Origin of the sequence: Flavihumibacter solisilvae (assembly GCF_000814475.1) — a bacterium.
In the GTDB taxonomy this organism is placed as follows: domain Bacteria; phylum Bacteroidota; class Bacteroidia; order Chitinophagales; family Chitinophagaceae; genus Flavihumibacter; species Flavihumibacter solisilvae.
Genome location: NZ_JSVC01000010.1, coordinates 13,602 through 30,690 on the forward strand (window position 1 = coordinate 13,602; position 17,089 = coordinate 30,690).

The following is a 17,089-nucleotide window of genomic DNA, read 5'->3' on the forward strand; positions in this document are numbered from 1 at the left end:
AGTGATGTTATTGGAAGAGTGTGCCTTGTTTTATGCCGACGGGGAGATTGCGCATTTCGAATCGCCGGGCGATTTGCCAGGGCAACGTTGGATCTTTCCGCTTCAGCAACAGGCAGGCATCGGCAATGAATTGCGCCGTGAACTGGCGATGGGAATATTCTTTCCATCCCTTCTCAAATGCACCATGATTCAGTTTTGTTGCCAGGTAAAGCCGGTGTTCCGGTGAAAAAAATGCCGCATGTTCTTTATCCGGCCGTAACAGGTGCTGGATGGTTTTAAGATCATTGATATGCTGGCGGATGAGATTTTTATTGGCAACCGGGATGAAGATGGAATGGGTGGGTTGTGCTTCAAAATCTTTCAGCTGCACAAGGAATGGGCACCACCCGGTTATCATTTCGCCAAGGGAAAACCTTAAACGTTCTTCCAGTAAAGCGCGTTGCCTGAATTTCACAAGGGGTAAGATGACTGATCCGGACGCCGGCGGCACCTTACAGATTTCAGCGAACTGGGAGCGCACCCTTCTCACTTTTTCCTTTAAAGATTCCGGCACGGCAAGTACCAGCTGGTATTCGAACATTTCATACCCGGGCATTGTGGCAATGCCGGAATATGCCTTTACCTGGATTTCATTTGCTTTCACGCGCATAACGATTGAATTAATTATACTGCAAACAATTTTGTGTTTTCAGCAGGCAGGAGTTTCAGCCGGCTTACCGTCTTATCAGAATTGACCCCGCTGTCGTTTTTGATCAGCAGCACTTCATTCACTTCCATTTCTGCCCGGAATGACCGGCCGGAGTAATCGAGCAGGATCTCCAGTTCCGTGCTTTTATTGATGTGATCGGCGATCGGAAGCCGCATGCTCTGGAAGAAACGAATGCCGGTGCAACCGTTATCTTCCAATACCCCTGACAACATTTTCAGTCCATACATAAGCGGCCGGAAAGGCGTTGAGTCCTGTACCCGGACAAACAGCGGGAAACCGGGCATGCTACCGTAGTTATTAAGCAGTACCGGGAAGGATGCCGTCTGGCAGATCACATTCCGGAACCATTTCAATAACAGCTCTTCCATTTCTTCCTTTGCTTCAAACCTTGCCACTACAATTTCCGGCCGCGAGAAGCGGAATTCCTTTGTACCATAATAATTCCTGGCATATTCCGACTCTTCGGACCAGTTCCTGCAAACCTCGCCGGATGGCTGAATAACCAACCTGTATTCCATTGCTGCTGCCCGCACACCCTGGTTATAATATCTATTAGCATTACTATCCGGAGAAGATTGCTGAATTGTCATATGCCGCTTTTTTAACCAACTTATTTAGTATAAAAATACTAACATTTTTAGTATTTCAAAGAATTTTTATTGACCTTTGTCATACCAACCCACCCGACCTCGCAGCCCGCTCACTAACAAATTTTACCGATATGGATTTCGACAAAGTATATGCGCCTGTTTACAAAGGCACTAAAGATTTTGACCAGCACCAGGTCCGCATGACGAATGCCACCGGCTTCGGTGCGTCGGCCGACGATTATGCCGAAAGGGGAATTGACCTCAATGAAGAGCTGGTCCGGAACAAGCCGGCAACCTTTTTCCTCCGGGTGACGGGAAACGCCATGACCGGCGCGGGAATCAATGATGGCGACATTGTAATCGTGGACAGGTCATTAAAAGTGCAGAGTGGCAAAATCGTCATCGCCGTTCTTGACGGTGAGATGCTGATCCGCCGGTACGAAAAGACCTTCAACCGGATGCGACTGCTTCCTGAAACGGAAAAGCTGGCACCAATTGATATTGACCCTGGCTGCGAAACCTTTGGAATCTGGGGGGTCGTTACCTATGTGATACATGGAGTCTGAAAAACAATAACCGGAAACTATGTATGCACTGGTCGACTGTAATTCCTTTTATTGCTCCTGTGAGCGGTTGTTCCGGCCTGATCTTGAAAGCCGGCCGGTAGTTGTGCTGAGTAACAATGATGGATGTGTCATTGCGCGGAGTGATGAGGCAAAACAAATCGGCGTTCCCATGGGAGCACCGTTCTTTCAATACAGGGACCTGATTGAAAGCAACCAGGTGGCAGTGTTCAGTTCAAATTATAACCTGTATGGTGACCTGAGCATGCGGGTAATGGATACACTCCGGGGTATGGTAGGCGAAAGCAATGTGGAAGTGTATTCTGTAGATGAGGCCTTCCTGGACATGGGACAAAATTTTGACGGGAAGATTGCAGGAAGTTTAAAGGAAAGGGTGGAGCAATGGACAGGGATCAAGGTTTCTGTTGGTGCAGCGCCGACAAAAGTCCTTTGCAAAGTGGCGAACAGGCTTGCAAAGAAACACAAGGAAGCTACCGGCTGCAGCCTGGTACTCCGCGACGAGGCGGACATCAGGCAGGCACTTGAAGAGACCGAAGTGGGTGACCTCTGGGGCATCGGCTACAGGTATGCCGAAAAGTTGCGGCAGCTCGGGATAACAACTGGTTGGAAGCTGGCCTGCATGCCGGGCGAGTGGGTCCGGAAAAACCTTGGCGGTGTAACCGGCTTACGGATCCACCGGGAGTTACATGGTGAAGCCTGTATCCCATTTAAGGATCCGCTGGAAAACAAAAAGATGATCTCTACCACCCGCATGTTCGGGAAGCCGGTAACCCTGAAGAATGAGATCAGGGAGGCTGTGGCAACGTACACGGCCAGGGCTGCAGAAAAACTCAGGCGGCAACAGGGTGCTGCGGGCAGCGTGGAAGTGTTCCTGGTTGCCGAATCCGGTGGGAAGTTTTCCTATCACCCGGTCAAATCGGCGCTGTCGGCCCGGCTACCGAAAGCCACTATGCTGACGCATGAACTTAGCCGCTATACACTGGCGCTTGCAGATGCGCTTTTTGAGAGTGGTCCGCGTTACCTGAAGGCGGGTGTTATCTTAAGCGACCTGGTACCGGATGAAAGGGTGCAGGGAAATCTTTTTACGGCAAAATCGCGTGAGGGTGACCGTTATCTCATGGAAGCACTTGACAATATCAATTTCAGCCAGCGTGATGAAAAGGTAAAGTTTGGCGCATCGGGCTTGACAAAAGCATGGAAAATGCGACAGGACTGCAAAAGCAAAAGACATACGACGAGGTGGAAGGAACTGGCGATTGTTCGATAAGTGTTATACATTACCTTATGATCAGGAAAAACGGGATTGATGTATTACTGGAAGAGGGAGGTTATGGCGAGTTGAAAGCACTCCGTTGGGGGTTGGTAACCAACAACGCGGCATTTACGCGATCGGGAGTACCTGCAAGGAAGGTATTGGTGGAGAAGGACTGGAATATTGTAAAGCTGTTTTCGCCGGAACATGGGATCTGTGCCCAGGCGGAGGATGGTCAGCGACAGGGAAATGTCGTTGACCTGCTGACTGGGCTGCCGGTGGAAAGCCTGTATGGAGATTCATTTGCGCCTGCAGACAGGTCAATGGAAGATCTTGACGGGATCCTGTTTGACATCCCGGATTCGGGATGCAGGTTTTATACATTCCTGTGGACCATGACCCATGTGATGGAATCCTGTGCAAAGTGGGATAAGCAGTTTGTAGTGCTCGACAGGTTCAACCCGATTGGACGACAGCTCCCGCTCGCAGAGGGGCCGCTACTGGATGAACAGCATTGCAGTTCATTCATTGGCAGGTGGTCCATTCCAATCCGGCATTGTTGTACCCTTGGTGAACTGGCCGGCTATTTCAGGGGAACGCGGCTTCCGGCTCTCCGGCTGACCGTTGCCAGGTGTGACAGTCCGCCATTGCTGCCGGAAACTGACCCGGCGAAATTGCGCTGGACCGCTCCATCGCCTTCCCTGCCTGATCCGATGAATGCATTGCTTTACCCCGGGATGGGTTTGCTGGAAGGACTTAACGTCAATGAGGGACGGGGCACATCTTTACCCTTCAGGGTATTCGGTGCACCATATCTCAACTCCTATGACCTGGCGGCCAATATCAATGAACTCCGGTTACCCGGACTGACTGCACTTCCATTCAGCTATGTACCAGCGTGGGGCACGTATGAAAAAATGTGGTGTCATGGAATACAATGGCAGGTGTATGAACCTGCTGCATGCAGACCGGTAAATTCCATGATCGCGGTTGCCAGGCTGATGGATTCCATGTATCCCCAAAAACTGGCGCAAAGAGCTTATCCTACACATGCAAATCCGCCTGGCAGCAACCACCTCGACAGGCTGCTTGGCATAGCGAATGCATTCCAGGAAATCAGGAATGGCGACCTGGCCCGATTCCTAACGGTCGGGGACAAATGGAAAGAAATGATCTTGCCGTACCGGTTATATCCCGAATCTTAATTTCAGTAAATTAGGTGTATGCGAAAAGTCCTGCTGGCATTATTTGATGTTATCAGAGCCATCTTCAAATTTTTCCTGAAGCGCCCGGTGACCTGGATAGTCAACAGGGTATCATCTTCGCCAAGGCAGGAAAATGTAAACAAATCCTTATCGGAACTTTACCAATCCATTACTACCAACCCGGGTAAAAAAGGACCGCTCTTTGCGTTCCGGCCCGATGAGCACCCGGTGATCATCTTTTCGGATCTGCACAAGGGAACGCGGGACGGATCGGACGATTTCGGGGTTTGTGAGAAGACATACCTTGCCGCACTGGAATATTACAACAACAACCAGTATTATTACATTAACCTCGGCGACAGTGAGGAACTCTGGGAAAACCTGCTGGTCAATGTGATCAAGTACAACAAGGACACTTTTGAGGCGGAGAAGAAATTCGTTGAACGACGGGCCTTTGCAAAAGTGGTTGGCAACCACGACCTATATTGGGGCAATGACCCCCTCGCGCCGACCTTCCTCAAAAACGTATATGGAACAAATGTAAAAGCGCATTCCGGGGTGGTGCTGCGAGCCGAATTACCGGATGGCAGCCTGGACATCCTATGCACCCATGGTCACCAGGGAGATGCGCAAAGTGACGGCAATGCCTTCAGCAAATGGTTTGTAAGTGCGATCTGGGGGCCGTTGCAGGGTTTTCTCGAGATCAATACCAATTCTCCTTCCTGCAACGATGAAAACAAGACCATTCACAACCAGTATATGTATGAGTGGAGTGCTTCACAGAAAAACCTGATCCTGATCACAGGTCATACCCATCAGCCGGTGTTCAATTCGCTTACCCACCTGGAAAGATTATACCTGCAGCTGGAAGACGCTAAAGAGAAAAATGACGAGACGGAAGTAAACAGGATCCTGGCGGAAATTCCTCGCCGGCGGCGGGAGTACAATCACGTGAATACCCACTACCACAGTATGAAACCCAGTTACTTTAATTCCGGTTGTTGCTGCTTTGATGACGGCAACATAACAGGAATAGAGATTTCAGAAGGTTATATGCGACTCGTGAAGTGGACAAGCAAATCCGGAGTGGCATTGAGAGAAGTAGCGGAGGAAACGCATATAGTGAGTTTAGTGAATGCGCTGGCGAGTTCGGAAAGCAGTCAATGAAGGAGACCATACAACACCTTCCTCGATTCTTCAGTCATTCCTGCTGTTGTGTCTTGCATCCAATGGCGTTTGAAGGCGATTATGGCGGCGGATGTGTCGCGAATGTCAAAGCCTACGAGGCGGAGCGTCATAAGGTGATTGAAATCGGGGGGTAAGGTCATGCCGGTAGTATCTGTATACCAGGTGCCAAATCCGCGCTGGTAAAGATCTTTCCATGGGAAACGCCAGTTTGGATCGTTCTTCCGGGTTGGTGCGATATCGCCATGACCGATAAAATTGGCAGGGGGAATATTGTAGCGGGTCTTCAAAGTATCCAGCAGCCTGTAGAGGCTGTTCAGCTGCAGGCTGTCGAAATATTCAAAGCCGTTATTGTCCAGTTCAATGCCGATACTGCTTGAATTCAGATCGGTGTTATTACCCCAGCTTGAGATACCGGCATGGTGTGCACGCAGGTAGTCGTTCAGCATGTGGTAAACGGTACCATTCCTGCAGATCACATAGTGTGCGCTGACCTGGGTGCGCGGCAGGGTAAAAGTCCGGAGGGTCTGGTCGCAACTGTTTTGTGCCGTATGGTGGATGATGACAAAATTCGGCTTACGCATCGAGAAGTTGGTTGTGCCCACCCACCAGCCGCTGTCACCGATGCTTTGTCCGGGCGGCGTGTTACGGAGACTGCGGGCATATGCTTTCACCTTCTTCCTGTAATCCTTATTCGTGGAGGCATAAGGGTTAGTTGCACAGGAGTACATTATTGCCAGGCCAGCGAGCAGCCCAACTACTGCAATTCGTGTCAGTTTCATTTTCCTTGTTTCCGGGGGGGCTTTCGGTTGTTGCGGAAACTGCCTGCAGGCTTCGGTCTCCGGTGGATCTTATATTCGGGTGCAGGCCCAAGCGCTTCAGGAACTGGAGCTTTTTCCACTTCCTTGCCGATCAGTTTTTCAATCCTTGAAAACCTGCCGATCTCCTTATCACTGACCAGGGTAAATGCCTTACCGTCTTTTTCAGCCCTCGCCGTACGGCCAATGCGGTGCACATAGTCTTCGCCGTCATGAGGCACGTCATAGTTGATCACAACATCGATGGTATCGATATCAATGCCCCTGGACAACACATCCGTAGCCACTACGATCGGAATGCGCCCGCTTTTGAAGCCCTGGAGCAGGTCCTCGCGTTCGTGCTGTTCAAGGTCTGAGTGAATCTCGGCAACATTGAACTTTGCGCGTTTAAGGATCTGGGCAAGTTGTTTCACCGTGTGCTTGCGCGAACAGAAAATGATCAGGCTGCGATGCGGCGTATCAAGGATGATCTGTTGGATCAGCGCGTTCTTCTGGGGTTCGTAGATGACGTAGGCCTTCTGAACGATCTTTTCGGGAGGCCTGGAGATCGCAATATTGACCTCAACAGGATCTTTAAGGATCTTCTTTGCCAGGCTGCGGATCTTTTCCGGCATGGTGGCTGAAAAGAGCAGGCTTTGCCGTTTATCGGGCATGTGGCGGATGATCTTCATGATGTCGTCATGGAATCCCATGTCGAGCATCCGGTCCGCTTCGTCAAGAACAAGGTATTGCAATTCTTTCAGGTCAACATAGCCCATATTCAGGTGGGCGATCAGTTTTCCGGGGGTGCAGATCACAAGGTCAACACCATTCCTCAATGCCTGTTTTTCCTGCACAAAGGCGTTTCCATCTCCACCGCCATAAATGGCAATGCTGCTTACCGGGGTAAAGTATGCCAGTCCCTCGACATGCTGTGCGATCTGGATCGCAAGTTCGCGGGTCGGCACAATTATAACTGCGCTGGTATGTCCTTCGTGTCGATGTTCAATCAGCCGGCTAAGAATGGGAAGTAGGAAAGCTGCTGTTTTACCGGTACCCGTCTGGGCGGATGCGATGATATCTCGACCAGCCAGGATGGGCGGCATTACTTGTTCCTGAACTGGGGTAAGGGTTACATAGCCGGATGCGTCGATTCCTTCCATAAGGCCGGAATCCAAGGCCAAATCATTAAAATTCACAAATAATAATACGTTTCAATTCGTGTAAAGATAAGGCTATAATTTTAGCGAACTCAATAAGGACTGACCGGTTATGGCAAACACGTTAAAAAAAATCGCATTTTGTTTATACCTGGCACTGGCCGTACTCGGGCTCCAGGCGCAGAACAAAGCCCTGGTTTTCCAGACAGATTTCGGGTTAAAAGACGGTGCCGTAGCGGCTATGAAGGGCGTTGCGTTCTCCGTTTCACCAGATTTGAAGCAATTTGACCTCACCCATGAAATCCCGCCGTTTGATATCTGGCAGGCTGCCTACCGCTTAGAACAGACCGTTAGTTACTGGCCGTCGGGCACGGTGTTCGTTTCAGTAGTTGACCCCGGCGTTGGGTCGGTAAGAAAATCGGTTGTGGCGAAAACAAAGAGTGGCCATTTCATCGTAACACCGGATAACGGAACCCTTACCCTCATTGCGGAATCCCTGGGGATCGACTCGCTCAGGCAAATTGATGAAAACGTCAACCGACTGAAGGGATCGGGGGATTCCTACACGTTTCATGGACGGGATGTCTATTCCTATACCGGGGCAAGGCTTGCTGCAGGCGTCATCCGCTTTGATGAGGTTGGCCCGGCATTATCGCCGGCTGTTGAACGGATAACATACCAGCCAGCGGAATTCAAAGCCGGCAATTTCCATGGGAACATCCCGGTACTGGATGTTCAATACGGGAATGTATGGACGAATATTCCATTTTCCTTGCTGCAGTCGAATGGCATTGCCTATGGAGACAGCCTGCTGGTCAGGATCTTTCACCACAAAAAACCGGTTTACTCCGGGAAAATGATCTTCGGAACAACCTTTTCTGCAGTAAAGGAAGGACTGCCTGTAGCATATATCAACAGCTTGCTCAACTTTTCATTTGGCATTAATATGGGAAGTTTTGCCGGGAAACACCGGATCGCCAGTGGCAGTGAATGGAGTGTCATCATTGCCAAAGTCCGCTAGAAACACCGAACACTCCATTGCCGGGTCCATTCTTCACCTGGTGCCAGGGACTGGATGCCTTCTTTCTGCTCCAGCTGCTGTTCATGGTGGATGTTGTCGGCAATTCCGCACCACGGTTCCAGGCAAACGAAGCCGGCTCCGGCAGTTGCCCAGATCCCGAAATAAGGAAAATCTTCCCAGCGGAAACTTAAGCCATGCGGATGATTGCTGCATTCGATCCGGATCTCCGAATCAGGAAGACCCTTCAATACAAGTGCATCCTCGCGGAACAGCTCCTCATTTAATCTTAGCTTTCCGTGGTCGAGGGTGACCGTTTCCGTTTCATCGCTGATCAGGCCGTCTTTCAATTTATACCTTACCAACTGGTTGGAGCGGTCGAATACAAGGTAATGGTCGGTATACTTTGCTTCATCCCTGTATTTGAGCAGTGGCACTGCAAAGGCCGGGTGGGCGCCGATCGAAAACCACATCGTATTATCACTACGGTTATTCACGATGTATTTGCAGGTGAGCTGGTCGTCATCGAGCTGGTAGTGCAGGGCCAGGCTGAAGGCAAAAGGATAAACCGCACGGGTTTCACTGTCGTCCTGCAGTGTAAACAGGGCCGCAGTTTCACTGATCTGCTCAGCCAGGAAAGTCCGGTCCCTTGCAAATCCATGCCTCGGAAGCGAATATTGCTGCCCGTTAAAAATATAGGTATTGTCCTTCAACGTACCGACTATTGGAAAGAGTACAGGTGAAAATTTACCCCACCAGGCAGGATCACCGCTCCACATGTAATTAACCTGGGTGGCAGGGTTGATTAACTCCTGCAATTCTGCACCTTTCGGGTGAATGGATGCGATAAGGTGATCGTTCTTTAGCTGGATCATAATTTGAGTTACATGTTACGGCGATACTGACCGCCCACTTCATACAAAGCGTGGGTGATTTGTCCAAGCGAGCAATACTTTACGGTTTCCATCAGTTCTGCAAAAAGATTGCCATTGTTGATGGCTACTTCCTGCAGTCGGCGCAAAGCCATTGCAGATTTTCCTTCATTCCGTTTCCAGAAGCCATGAAGATTCTGGATCTGCTGATCTTTTTCTTCCGTGGTGCTCCTGATCACTTCATTGGGAATTGTGGTGGGAGAGCCTTTTTTATTCAGGAAGGTATTCACACCGATGATAGGCAGGTCGCCGGTATGCTTTTGCATTTCGTAATACAGGCTTTCTTCCTGGATCTTGTTCCGCTGGTACATTCTTTCCATTGCACCCAGCACACCGCCGCGCTCGTTGATCCGGTCGAACTCTGCCAGTACAGCTTCTTCAACCAGGTCAGTAAGCTCTTCCAGCATGAAAGAACCCTGGATAAAATTTTCTGTCTTTGCACTTCCCAGTTCGCGGTTAATGATAAGCTGAATAGCCATGGCGCGTCTTACACTTTCTTCCGTTGGTGTGGTGATCGCTTCATCGTAGGCATTTGTATGAAGGGAATTGCAATTGTCGTAGATCGCATACAGGGCCTGCAGCGTGGTACGGATGTCATTAAAGTCTATTTCCTGTGCGTGCAGGGAACGGCCCGAGGTCTGGATATGGTATTTCAGTTTCTGGCTGCGGTCATTGCCTTTGTATTTCAGCTTCATTGCCTTTGCCCAGATGCGCCTGGCAACGCGGCCGATCACGCTGTATTCCGGATCCATTCCATTGCTGAAAAAGAAACTCAGGTTGGGTGCAAAATCATCAATGGCCATACCACGACTCAGATAGTATTCCACGTACGTGAACCCATTCGCAAGTGTGAAGGCCAGCTGCGTGATGGGATTCGCTCCTGCTTCTGCGATATGGTAGCCACTGATAGACACACTGTAAAAATTCCTCACCTTCCTTTCAATGAAATATTCCTGTACATCACCCATCAGCTTCAGGGCGAATTCCGTAGAGAAGATACAGGTGTTCTGCGCCTGGTCTTCTTTAAGAATGTCTGCCTGGACTGTTCCCCTGACCTGCGACAGGGCTTCTGATTTAAGCTTGTTGTATACATCAATCGGCAGTACTTCATCGCCGCTGAGGCCAAGGAGTTTTAAGCCGAGGCCGTTATTTGTATCCGGAAGCCGTTCAGGTGAAGACGGGTTAAAATAAATCGGTTTCGGCAAGTGAGAGAACTTCTTTTCAAATGCGGCTGGTACCAATTGCTTCTCATCATTTTCTTCAATCCATTTTTCGCAGGCCTGGTCAATGGCAGCATTCATAAAAAAAGCCAGGATGATCGGTGCGGGTCCATTGATGGTCATACTCACCGAGGTACGAGGATCGCAAAGGTCGAAGCCACTGTACAGTTTCTTTGCGTCATCAACCGTAGCAATGCTGACACCGCTGTTACCGACCTTTCCATAAATGTCGGGACGAACCGCAGGGTCCTCACCATAAAGGGTAACCGAATCAAAGGCGGTGGACAGCCTTTTTGCATCCTGGTCCTGGGATACGTAATGGAATCTTTTGTTGGTGCGTTCGGGTCCGCCCTCGCCCGCGAACATGCGGGTAGGATCTTCGCCCTGCCTTTTCAGTTCAAATACCCCGGCGGTGTAGGGAAATTCGCCGGGAACGTTTTCCTGCAGCTGCCATTTCAGGATATCACCCCAGTCCTTAAATTTTGGCAATGCCACTTTCCGGATTGAGGTGCCGCTAAGGGACTTTGTGGTCAGCGGCTGGCGGATCACTTTGTCCCGCACCTGGTACTCAAAAAACTCCTTCGCATATTTTTCCGACAGCGCGGGCCAGCCATCGACAAGATTGCGACAGTCGGGGTGCAGTTGCGCGCTGTATTTCTTCTGGATATCGAGCAATGCCTCGTTACCAGCCATGCTCTTTTCCTGCAGCACACCGTTTACCTGGTAAAGTTTTGAAGCGATTGTCGCCTGTTCCAGCACCCAGGCATCATATTGGCGGTTGTTGTCTGCTATTTCAGACAGGTATCTCACCCGTTTGGGAGGAATGACCTGCGACTTCGAGGAAGTGTCTTTCAGGTGCTGGTGAATCTCGATGTTCCCATAGCGGGTACCTGTTTTCTTTTCCACCGACAGCATGATTTTTTCAAACAGCTCATTAATACCCGCATCATTGAATTGTGCTGCAATGGTGCCTACGATCGGCAGGTCTTCGTCGGCCGCCGCAAACATATTATGGTTGCGCTTATATTGTTTTCTTACATCGTGGAGGGCATCGAGCGCACCGTTCTTATCGAACTTATTGATGGCAACAACATCGGCATAGTCGAGCATGTTGATCTTTTCCAGCTGCGACGCCGCCCCGTATTCCGGGGTCATCACATAGAGGCTGGTATCGCAGTATTCGAGGATGGACGCGTCGCTCTGACCAACCCCTGCACTTTCCAGGATGATAAGTTCAAAACCCGCTGCCGTGCATACATTGATGGCATCCTGCACGTATGCGCTTAAGGCGGTATTATCATCGCGTGTCGCAAGGGAGCGCATATATGCCCGTGGCGAGCTGATGCTGTTCATGCGGATGCGGTCGCCCAGCAAAGCGCCGCCTGTCTTCTTTTTAGACGGGTCAACAGAAATAACGGCAATTGTTTTATCGGCAAAATTGTTGAGGAACCTTCTTACAATCTCATCGGTAACAGATGATTTCCCTGCGCCACCGGTACCTGTAATGCCCAATACCGGAACTTTTCCCTGTTTCTGAACTTTGACATCGCCATTTTCAGCGTTGGTTATTTTTCTTGCGATGCTTCGGATATCCTTCACCTCGCCGAGGGGCATGGAACCATTATAAACACCATTCCCGTTAAGCGCAAAATCGCAGTTGCGGATCACATCCTCGATCATTCCTTCAAGTCCCATATGGCGACCATCATCGGGCGAATAGATCCGCGTAATGCCATAGCTGTGTAATTCACGGATCTCTTCGGGAAGGATGGTTCCGCCGCCGCCACCAAAGATCTTTATATGCCCGCACCCGTTTTCATCCAACAGGTCTTTCATGTATTTAAAGAATTCGACATGCCCGCCCTGGTAGCTGGTAATGGCAATACCCTGTGCGTCTTCTTCAATTGCTGCTTCAACGATCTCATGAACAGAGCGGTTATGCCCGAGGTGGATGATCTCGGCGCCTTTCGACTGCAGGATGCGCCGCATTATATTGATCGCCGCATCATGGCCGTCGAACAATGATGCTGCTGTTACTATCCGTACTTTATTAATTGGAGTATATCCCATAAATCAGGCAATTTCAATTGGTTGACAAAGGTACAACAGCGAAGCTAATAACGAACGCCTGTTAGTTTCTGCAGATCGCCTTTCAAATAAGTATTATATTGGCAGAAATTGCTTTCATGACCCCTGGCTTTTTTGAAACCCTTTACCGGCAGGGACTGATTTCCGAAGACTCTTTCAATAAGGTCAAGGCTGCTCATGAGTCGCCGCGACCGGACCTCAGTACAGAATTAAAAGTGTTGTTATACCTGGGAGTGCTGCTTTCGACAACGGGCGTTGCAGTACTGGTTTACCGCTACATCGACCTGCTCGGTTCATTATCCATTGCCCTGGTCCTTGCTTTATTGGTTACAGTCATATTCAGCTATGGTTTTCTGAAAGGACCAAAGTTTGTTCGCGGTGAGGCAAAAGAACCCTCCACATTATTCGGCTACATGATACTCGCAGGCAGCCTGTTGCTGCTGATCCTTACCGGCTACCTGCAGACCGAATTCGGGGTGTTCGGTAACAGGTGGGGATTGGCAACCTTCGTCCCCATGTGCCTGTTGTTTTTTCTTGCCTATTACTTTGATCATAAGGGAGTGTTGTCACTCGCAATAACCAACCTTGCTGCCTGGATCGGAATAACGATGAACAGGACGAACTGGTATGGACTGGCAGACATGAACAATGACCACACCATCATTGCCGGCTGTATACTGGGAGTATTCCTGATCGCGGTTTCCTGGTACTGCAGGTCTTCCGGGCTCAAGCCACACTTCGATGCGGTGTACCATCAATTTGGCAGTCATTTCCTGTTTATATCGACACTGGCGGGAATGGTTCATTTTATCGAGGCATACCTGTTGTGGCTCCTGCTGTTGGCGGCAGCCGTATACTTCCACGTCCGCAAAGCGTTTGCAGAAGGGTCCTTCTATTACCTGCTGATTGCAAGCCTATATGGGTACCTGGGCCTTGGATTTGTGTTATCGGTTAAAGTATTTGCCAAAGCAAGCGATTCGATAAATACCGTCCTGTACATCAATTTATGTTATTACCTGGCGACGGGCATTATGCTGGCCATTCTTCTTATACAGAAGAACAAAGAGCTCGTCCAAATTAAAATCCCCGCCAATGATCGCTTATAATACTACCGAACTGCATCACCTGCAAGTCCAATTTAATGTGATAGGCTGGGAGGACGAAGGATTGATAACAGCGGAAGAGAAACGTTCAATCCTGGACAAATACCCGGTGAAACTTTTCATGCCGCAATTCTTCCTGAGACTTGGCCTGGGAATATTAACTGTCATTGCTTCCAGTGCGGCTGCGGGAATTCTGTTTATAGCCAATGATGCGAGAGTTCCAGAGGCGCTTTTTATCATCTGCGGTATCGGATCAATAGCGGCGCTGGAAATCTTCATTAAAAAAAAGCACTACCGGTCAGGGGTAGATGATATACTGCTGCACCAGGGAATATTGTACCTGTTTACCGGAACCATGATGATGCTTGCTGATGATGTAAACGACAACGCCGAATTGCTGGTCTTTTCCATTACGGCAATCATCCTGTATGGCATTGCGGCATTGAGGTACCTTGACAGGCTTGCAGCATTATTCTTTGTTGCCGCTATAGTGGTATTTGAGTATGCCTTATTTATGAATACGCTGGGCAGACCTTCCGTGCCTTTGCTGCTGATGAATGCCAGTATCATGACCGCTTTGATTTTCTTATGCAGGAAATCGGTTGGCAAGCACTTCTCCAGGTTTCATAGCGACTTGCTCCGGTTGATAGAACTGGCAGGGATCATTTGCCTGTATATGTCGTTCCATTATTTACTGGTGGCAGGACTCTTCGAACTGCAGCCTATAACGGGAAACCGCGCAGACCTTGCGCCGCTTTCCCAAACATGGTTTTATTGGGCCTGGACAATAATTTTTCCGTTGGGCCTGCTATGGTACAGTACCTGGAAGGTTAATCGTGATTACCTGCGGCTTAGCGTGTTGATGATCCTTTCCATTTTTTACGTAAAGCATTTATTCTATCCATCTATGGCTCCTGAATGGGCTGCACTGCTGTACGGGTTGCTGTTGATTGCTGTGAGTTACTTCGTTATCAGGTACCTGCGGAAGGACAAATCGAAGTTCACTTATGAGGTGAAAGCCGATGGAACAGGAATGAACCAGGTAGAACAACTAGCGGTTACTGCAGCATTCAGCGGCACAGGATTGTCATCTTCAGAGAAGGGAACCCAATTCCATGGCGGTAATTTTGGCGGCGGTGGCGCGGGTTCCGATTATTAATTATTTTTCCTATCTTCCCTCCTTGTGAGAAAACTGGCTGCCATATTAATGGGATTGTTGCTGCTGTTCAACTGGGCAGGATACCGTGCGGTATTCTCCTGGCTTGAGTCGCACTCCAGCGAGTTACTCAATGTACATCTTGACAACAGGAACTACCAGGAAGATGAACTGGTAACCATCAAGCTTCCGATTGATGACCTCCCTTACTATACCAACTCGCCTATTTTTGAACGGGTGAAGGGTGACGTAGTAATCGGCGGAATGAAATACCAGTATGTGGAAAGGCGGATCTACAACGATTCGCTCGAGATGCGATGCATCCCGAATGCCCAGGCCACCAACCTTACCAATGCCCGCGATGCTTTCTTTACTATGGTGAATGACCTCCAGCATGTGAATTCAACAGGAAAGCAGCAGCCGGCAAAACAAACACTGACATTCAAGAACCTTCTTGCGGACTACCTGGTTGAGGAAAATGCAATGCCCCAGCCACCGGTTCAGCCCGAAACGACTTGTAACTACAACCTTTATTCAGATCACCTGGCAGAAGCCTGCTGCAGTCCCGCAGAGCAACCTCCCGATGTTGCTTAGGTTTCGTGACGTTTAAAAAGTTTATAAATAAGTGCTCCCACTCCGGGCATGCCGCAGTATAGTTCACTATATTCTGACATGTCCGGATGGGCTTCACTTAATTTTCCCCCTATTCTTAATTGACCGAAATGAAAACTCTGATGACGGCGGCCATTAGCGGTTGCCTGTTCTTTGTGGCCTGTGTTACCTCCTGCAAACCCGACAATCACAATTACCAGCAAGCAATAAGTGATCCTTTACTGTTCTGCAAGACCGTGAAGAAGCTGAATAACGTGGTGCTTGAAAACAATTTCCCCCCGATGATCGCCAGCCGTAATTACGCTTATGCGACAATCGCGGCTTACGAAGTAATAGCTGCGGGAGATCCCGTGCATTACCAGTCATTGTCGGGCCAGGTGCGTCACCTGCCGGCACTGCCCGCTCCCGGTGATACTGCGAAAATCAATTTTCCACTTGCCTCGATGCTGGCTTTTACCAAAGTGGGTAATGCCGTTACGTTCCCGGAAGGAAGTATGATGGCCCATTACGATGCTTTGATCCGGATGGCCGACAGCCTGGGCATGCCGGAAGAAATGATCACAGCAACAAGGATCTATGCGGACACCGTTTCTTCCCGCATCCTTGCCTGGTCGAAGGGCGATAATTATGCACAAACACGTTCTGCAACAAGGTACACGGTGAATAACGACGCCGGGCGTTGGGTGCCTACGCCACCCATGTATGCCCAGGCAGTTGAACCACATTGGGGTGAGATCAGGCCGATGGTGATGGACAGCCTGGTAGCATGCCGGGCGCAGATTCCACCGGTGTATGATATCAAAAACCTGAAAGGACCATTTTACAGGGATATGATGGAAGTTAAGCACATAGGGGATAGTTTGACCGAAGAACAAAAACATATTGCTGACTTCTGGGACGATAACCCGTTCAAGATGAACGTAAGCGGGCATGTGATGTTTGCTACCAAGAAGTTTTCGCCCCCGGGTCACTGGATGAATATTGTAGGCATTGCCGCACAGAAAGCCGGTGCGGATTTCAATACTACCGTTACCGCCTACACGAAAACGGCGATTGCCATGTTCGATGGCTTCATCAGCTGCTGGGAAGGCAAATTCATTTTTAACTATGTGAGGCCTGAAACGGCCATCAACCAGTTGGTAGACCCGGAATGGAGACCATATATCCAGACACCACCATTCCCTTCTTACCCAAGTGGCCATGCGACGGTATCTGCTGCTGCCGCGGAATCCATGACAAGCGTTTTTGGCGACAAGCTCAGCTTTACCGATACATCGCTGCTTGAATTCGGAATCGGGAACCGTGAGGTCATTTCATTCCGGAGTGCCGCAAAAGAAGCTGCGATGTCGAGGCTTTACGGAGGCATCCATTACAGGTTCGATAACGACCTGGGCGCCGAATCCGGCAAAAAAATAGGTTCACTCGTTGTGAGCCGACTGACTATGAAAAAATAACCAGACCAAAAAACTGAGCGACTA

At 49.6% G+C, this 17,089-nt stretch carries 15 protein-coding genes; 9 read left to right on the top strand and 6 right to left on the bottom strand.

The window, feature by feature from the left end; all coding sequences use genetic code 11:
- Positions 1-7: 7 nt before the first annotated feature.
- Positions 8-649: a hypothetical protein gene (locus OI18_RS09395; protein WP_052273036.1), complete on the bottom strand. Its 642-nt coding sequence runs from the start codon at positions 647-649 to the stop codon at positions 8-10.
- Positions 650-663: 14 nt separating this feature from the next.
- Positions 664-1,299, bottom strand: a complete 636-nt coding sequence (locus OI18_RS09400; RefSeq protein ID WP_039139339.1) for a hypothetical protein — start codon at positions 1,297-1,299, stop codon at positions 664-666.
- Between the two features lie 131 nt (positions 1,300-1,430).
- Here OI18_RS09400 and OI18_RS09405 point away from each other — a divergent pair, with 131 nt between their 5' ends.
- The 4 genes from OI18_RS09405 to OI18_RS09420 are packed head-to-tail and all read left to right on the top strand — an operon-like array spanning position 1,431 to position 5,507.
- Complete coding sequence (locus tag OI18_RS09405; RefSeq protein ID WP_039139340.1) at positions 1,431-1,865, top strand: LexA family protein; 435 nt, start codon at positions 1,431-1,433, stop codon at positions 1,863-1,865.
- Positions 1,866-1,884: 19 nt separating this feature from the next.
- Positions 1,885-3,150, top strand: coding sequence for a Y-family DNA polymerase (locus tag OI18_RS09410; protein WP_039139341.1), 1,266 nt, complete (start codon positions 1,885-1,887; stop codon positions 3,148-3,150).
- Positions 3,078-4,340, top strand: a complete 1,263-nt coding sequence (locus OI18_RS09415) for an exo-beta-N-acetylmuramidase NamZ family protein (RefSeq protein WP_082037908.1) — start codon at positions 3,078-3,080, stop codon at positions 4,338-4,340. Before OI18_RS09410 ends, OI18_RS09415 begins: the two co-directional genes overlap by 73 nt.
- A gap of 18 nt (positions 4,341-4,358) precedes the next feature.
- Complete coding sequence (locus tag OI18_RS09420) at positions 4,359-5,507, top strand: metallophosphoesterase (RefSeq protein ID WP_240312745.1); 1,149 nt, start codon at positions 4,359-4,361, stop codon at positions 5,505-5,507.
- Here OI18_RS09420 and OI18_RS09425 read toward each other — a convergent pair.
- Together OI18_RS09425 and OI18_RS09430 are read right to left on the bottom strand one after the other, a co-directional pair.
- Complete coding sequence (locus tag OI18_RS09425) at positions 5,501-6,307, bottom strand: N-acetylmuramoyl-L-alanine amidase (protein WP_039139343.1); 807 nt, start codon at positions 6,305-6,307, stop codon at positions 5,501-5,503. The two genes, OI18_RS09420 and OI18_RS09425, sit on opposite strands and share 7 nt — an antisense overlap.
- Entirely contained in the window at positions 6,304-7,485 is a 1,182-nt protein-coding gene (locus OI18_RS09430; RefSeq protein ID WP_052273038.1) for a DEAD/DEAH box helicase, read from the bottom strand. Before OI18_RS09430 ends, OI18_RS09425 begins: the two co-directional genes overlap by 4 nt.
- Positions 7,486-7,594: 109 nt before the next feature.
- Between OI18_RS09430 and OI18_RS09435 the strand changes: the two genes are divergently transcribed.
- Positions 7,595-8,503, top strand: coding sequence for an SAM hydrolase/SAM-dependent halogenase family protein (locus tag OI18_RS09435; protein ID WP_039139346.1), 909 nt, complete (start codon positions 7,595-7,597; stop codon positions 8,501-8,503).
- On the opposite strand, the gene OI18_RS09440 is transcribed toward OI18_RS09435, so the two are convergent.
- On the bottom strand, positions 8,500-9,375 hold the full coding sequence (locus tag OI18_RS09440; protein ID WP_039139349.1) for an aldose 1-epimerase family protein: 876 nt from the start codon (positions 9,373-9,375) through the stop codon (positions 8,500-8,502). The genes OI18_RS09435 and OI18_RS09440 overlap by 4 nt on opposite strands.
- A gap of 8 nt (positions 9,376-9,383) precedes the next feature.
- On the bottom strand, positions 9,384-12,722 hold the full coding sequence (locus tag OI18_RS09445; protein WP_039139351.1) for a methylmalonyl-CoA mutase family protein: 3,339 nt from the start codon (positions 12,720-12,722) through the stop codon (positions 9,384-9,386).
- 116 nt (positions 12,723-12,838) lie between these two features.
- On the opposite strand from OI18_RS09445, the gene OI18_RS09450 reads away from it, so the two are divergent.
- The 4 genes from OI18_RS09450 to OI18_RS09465 all read left to right on the top strand — a co-directional run bounded on the left by OI18_RS09450 (position 12,839) and on the right by OI18_RS09465 (position 17,065).
- Positions 12,839-13,846 carry a DUF2157 domain-containing protein gene (locus OI18_RS09450; protein WP_052273039.1) on the top strand — a complete coding sequence of 336 codons (1,008 nt, stop codon included), beginning with the start codon at positions 12,839-12,841 and terminating at the stop codon, positions 13,844-13,846.
- On the top strand, positions 13,833-15,002 hold the full coding sequence (locus tag OI18_RS09455; protein ID WP_039139352.1) for a hypothetical protein: 1,170 nt from the start codon (positions 13,833-13,835) through the stop codon (positions 15,000-15,002). The genes OI18_RS09450 and OI18_RS09455 overlap by 14 nt, the downstream gene beginning before the upstream one ends.
- 24 nt (positions 15,003-15,026) lie before the next feature.
- Positions 15,027-15,593, top strand: coding sequence for a hypothetical protein (locus OI18_RS09460; protein ID WP_039139354.1), 567 nt, complete (start codon positions 15,027-15,029; stop codon positions 15,591-15,593).
- Between the two features lie 128 nt (positions 15,594-15,721).
- On the top strand, positions 15,722-17,065 hold the full coding sequence (locus OI18_RS09465; RefSeq protein ID WP_039139356.1) for a vanadium-dependent haloperoxidase: 1,344 nt from the start codon (positions 15,722-15,724) through the stop codon (positions 17,063-17,065).
- Positions 17,066-17,089: the final 24 nt, after the last annotated feature.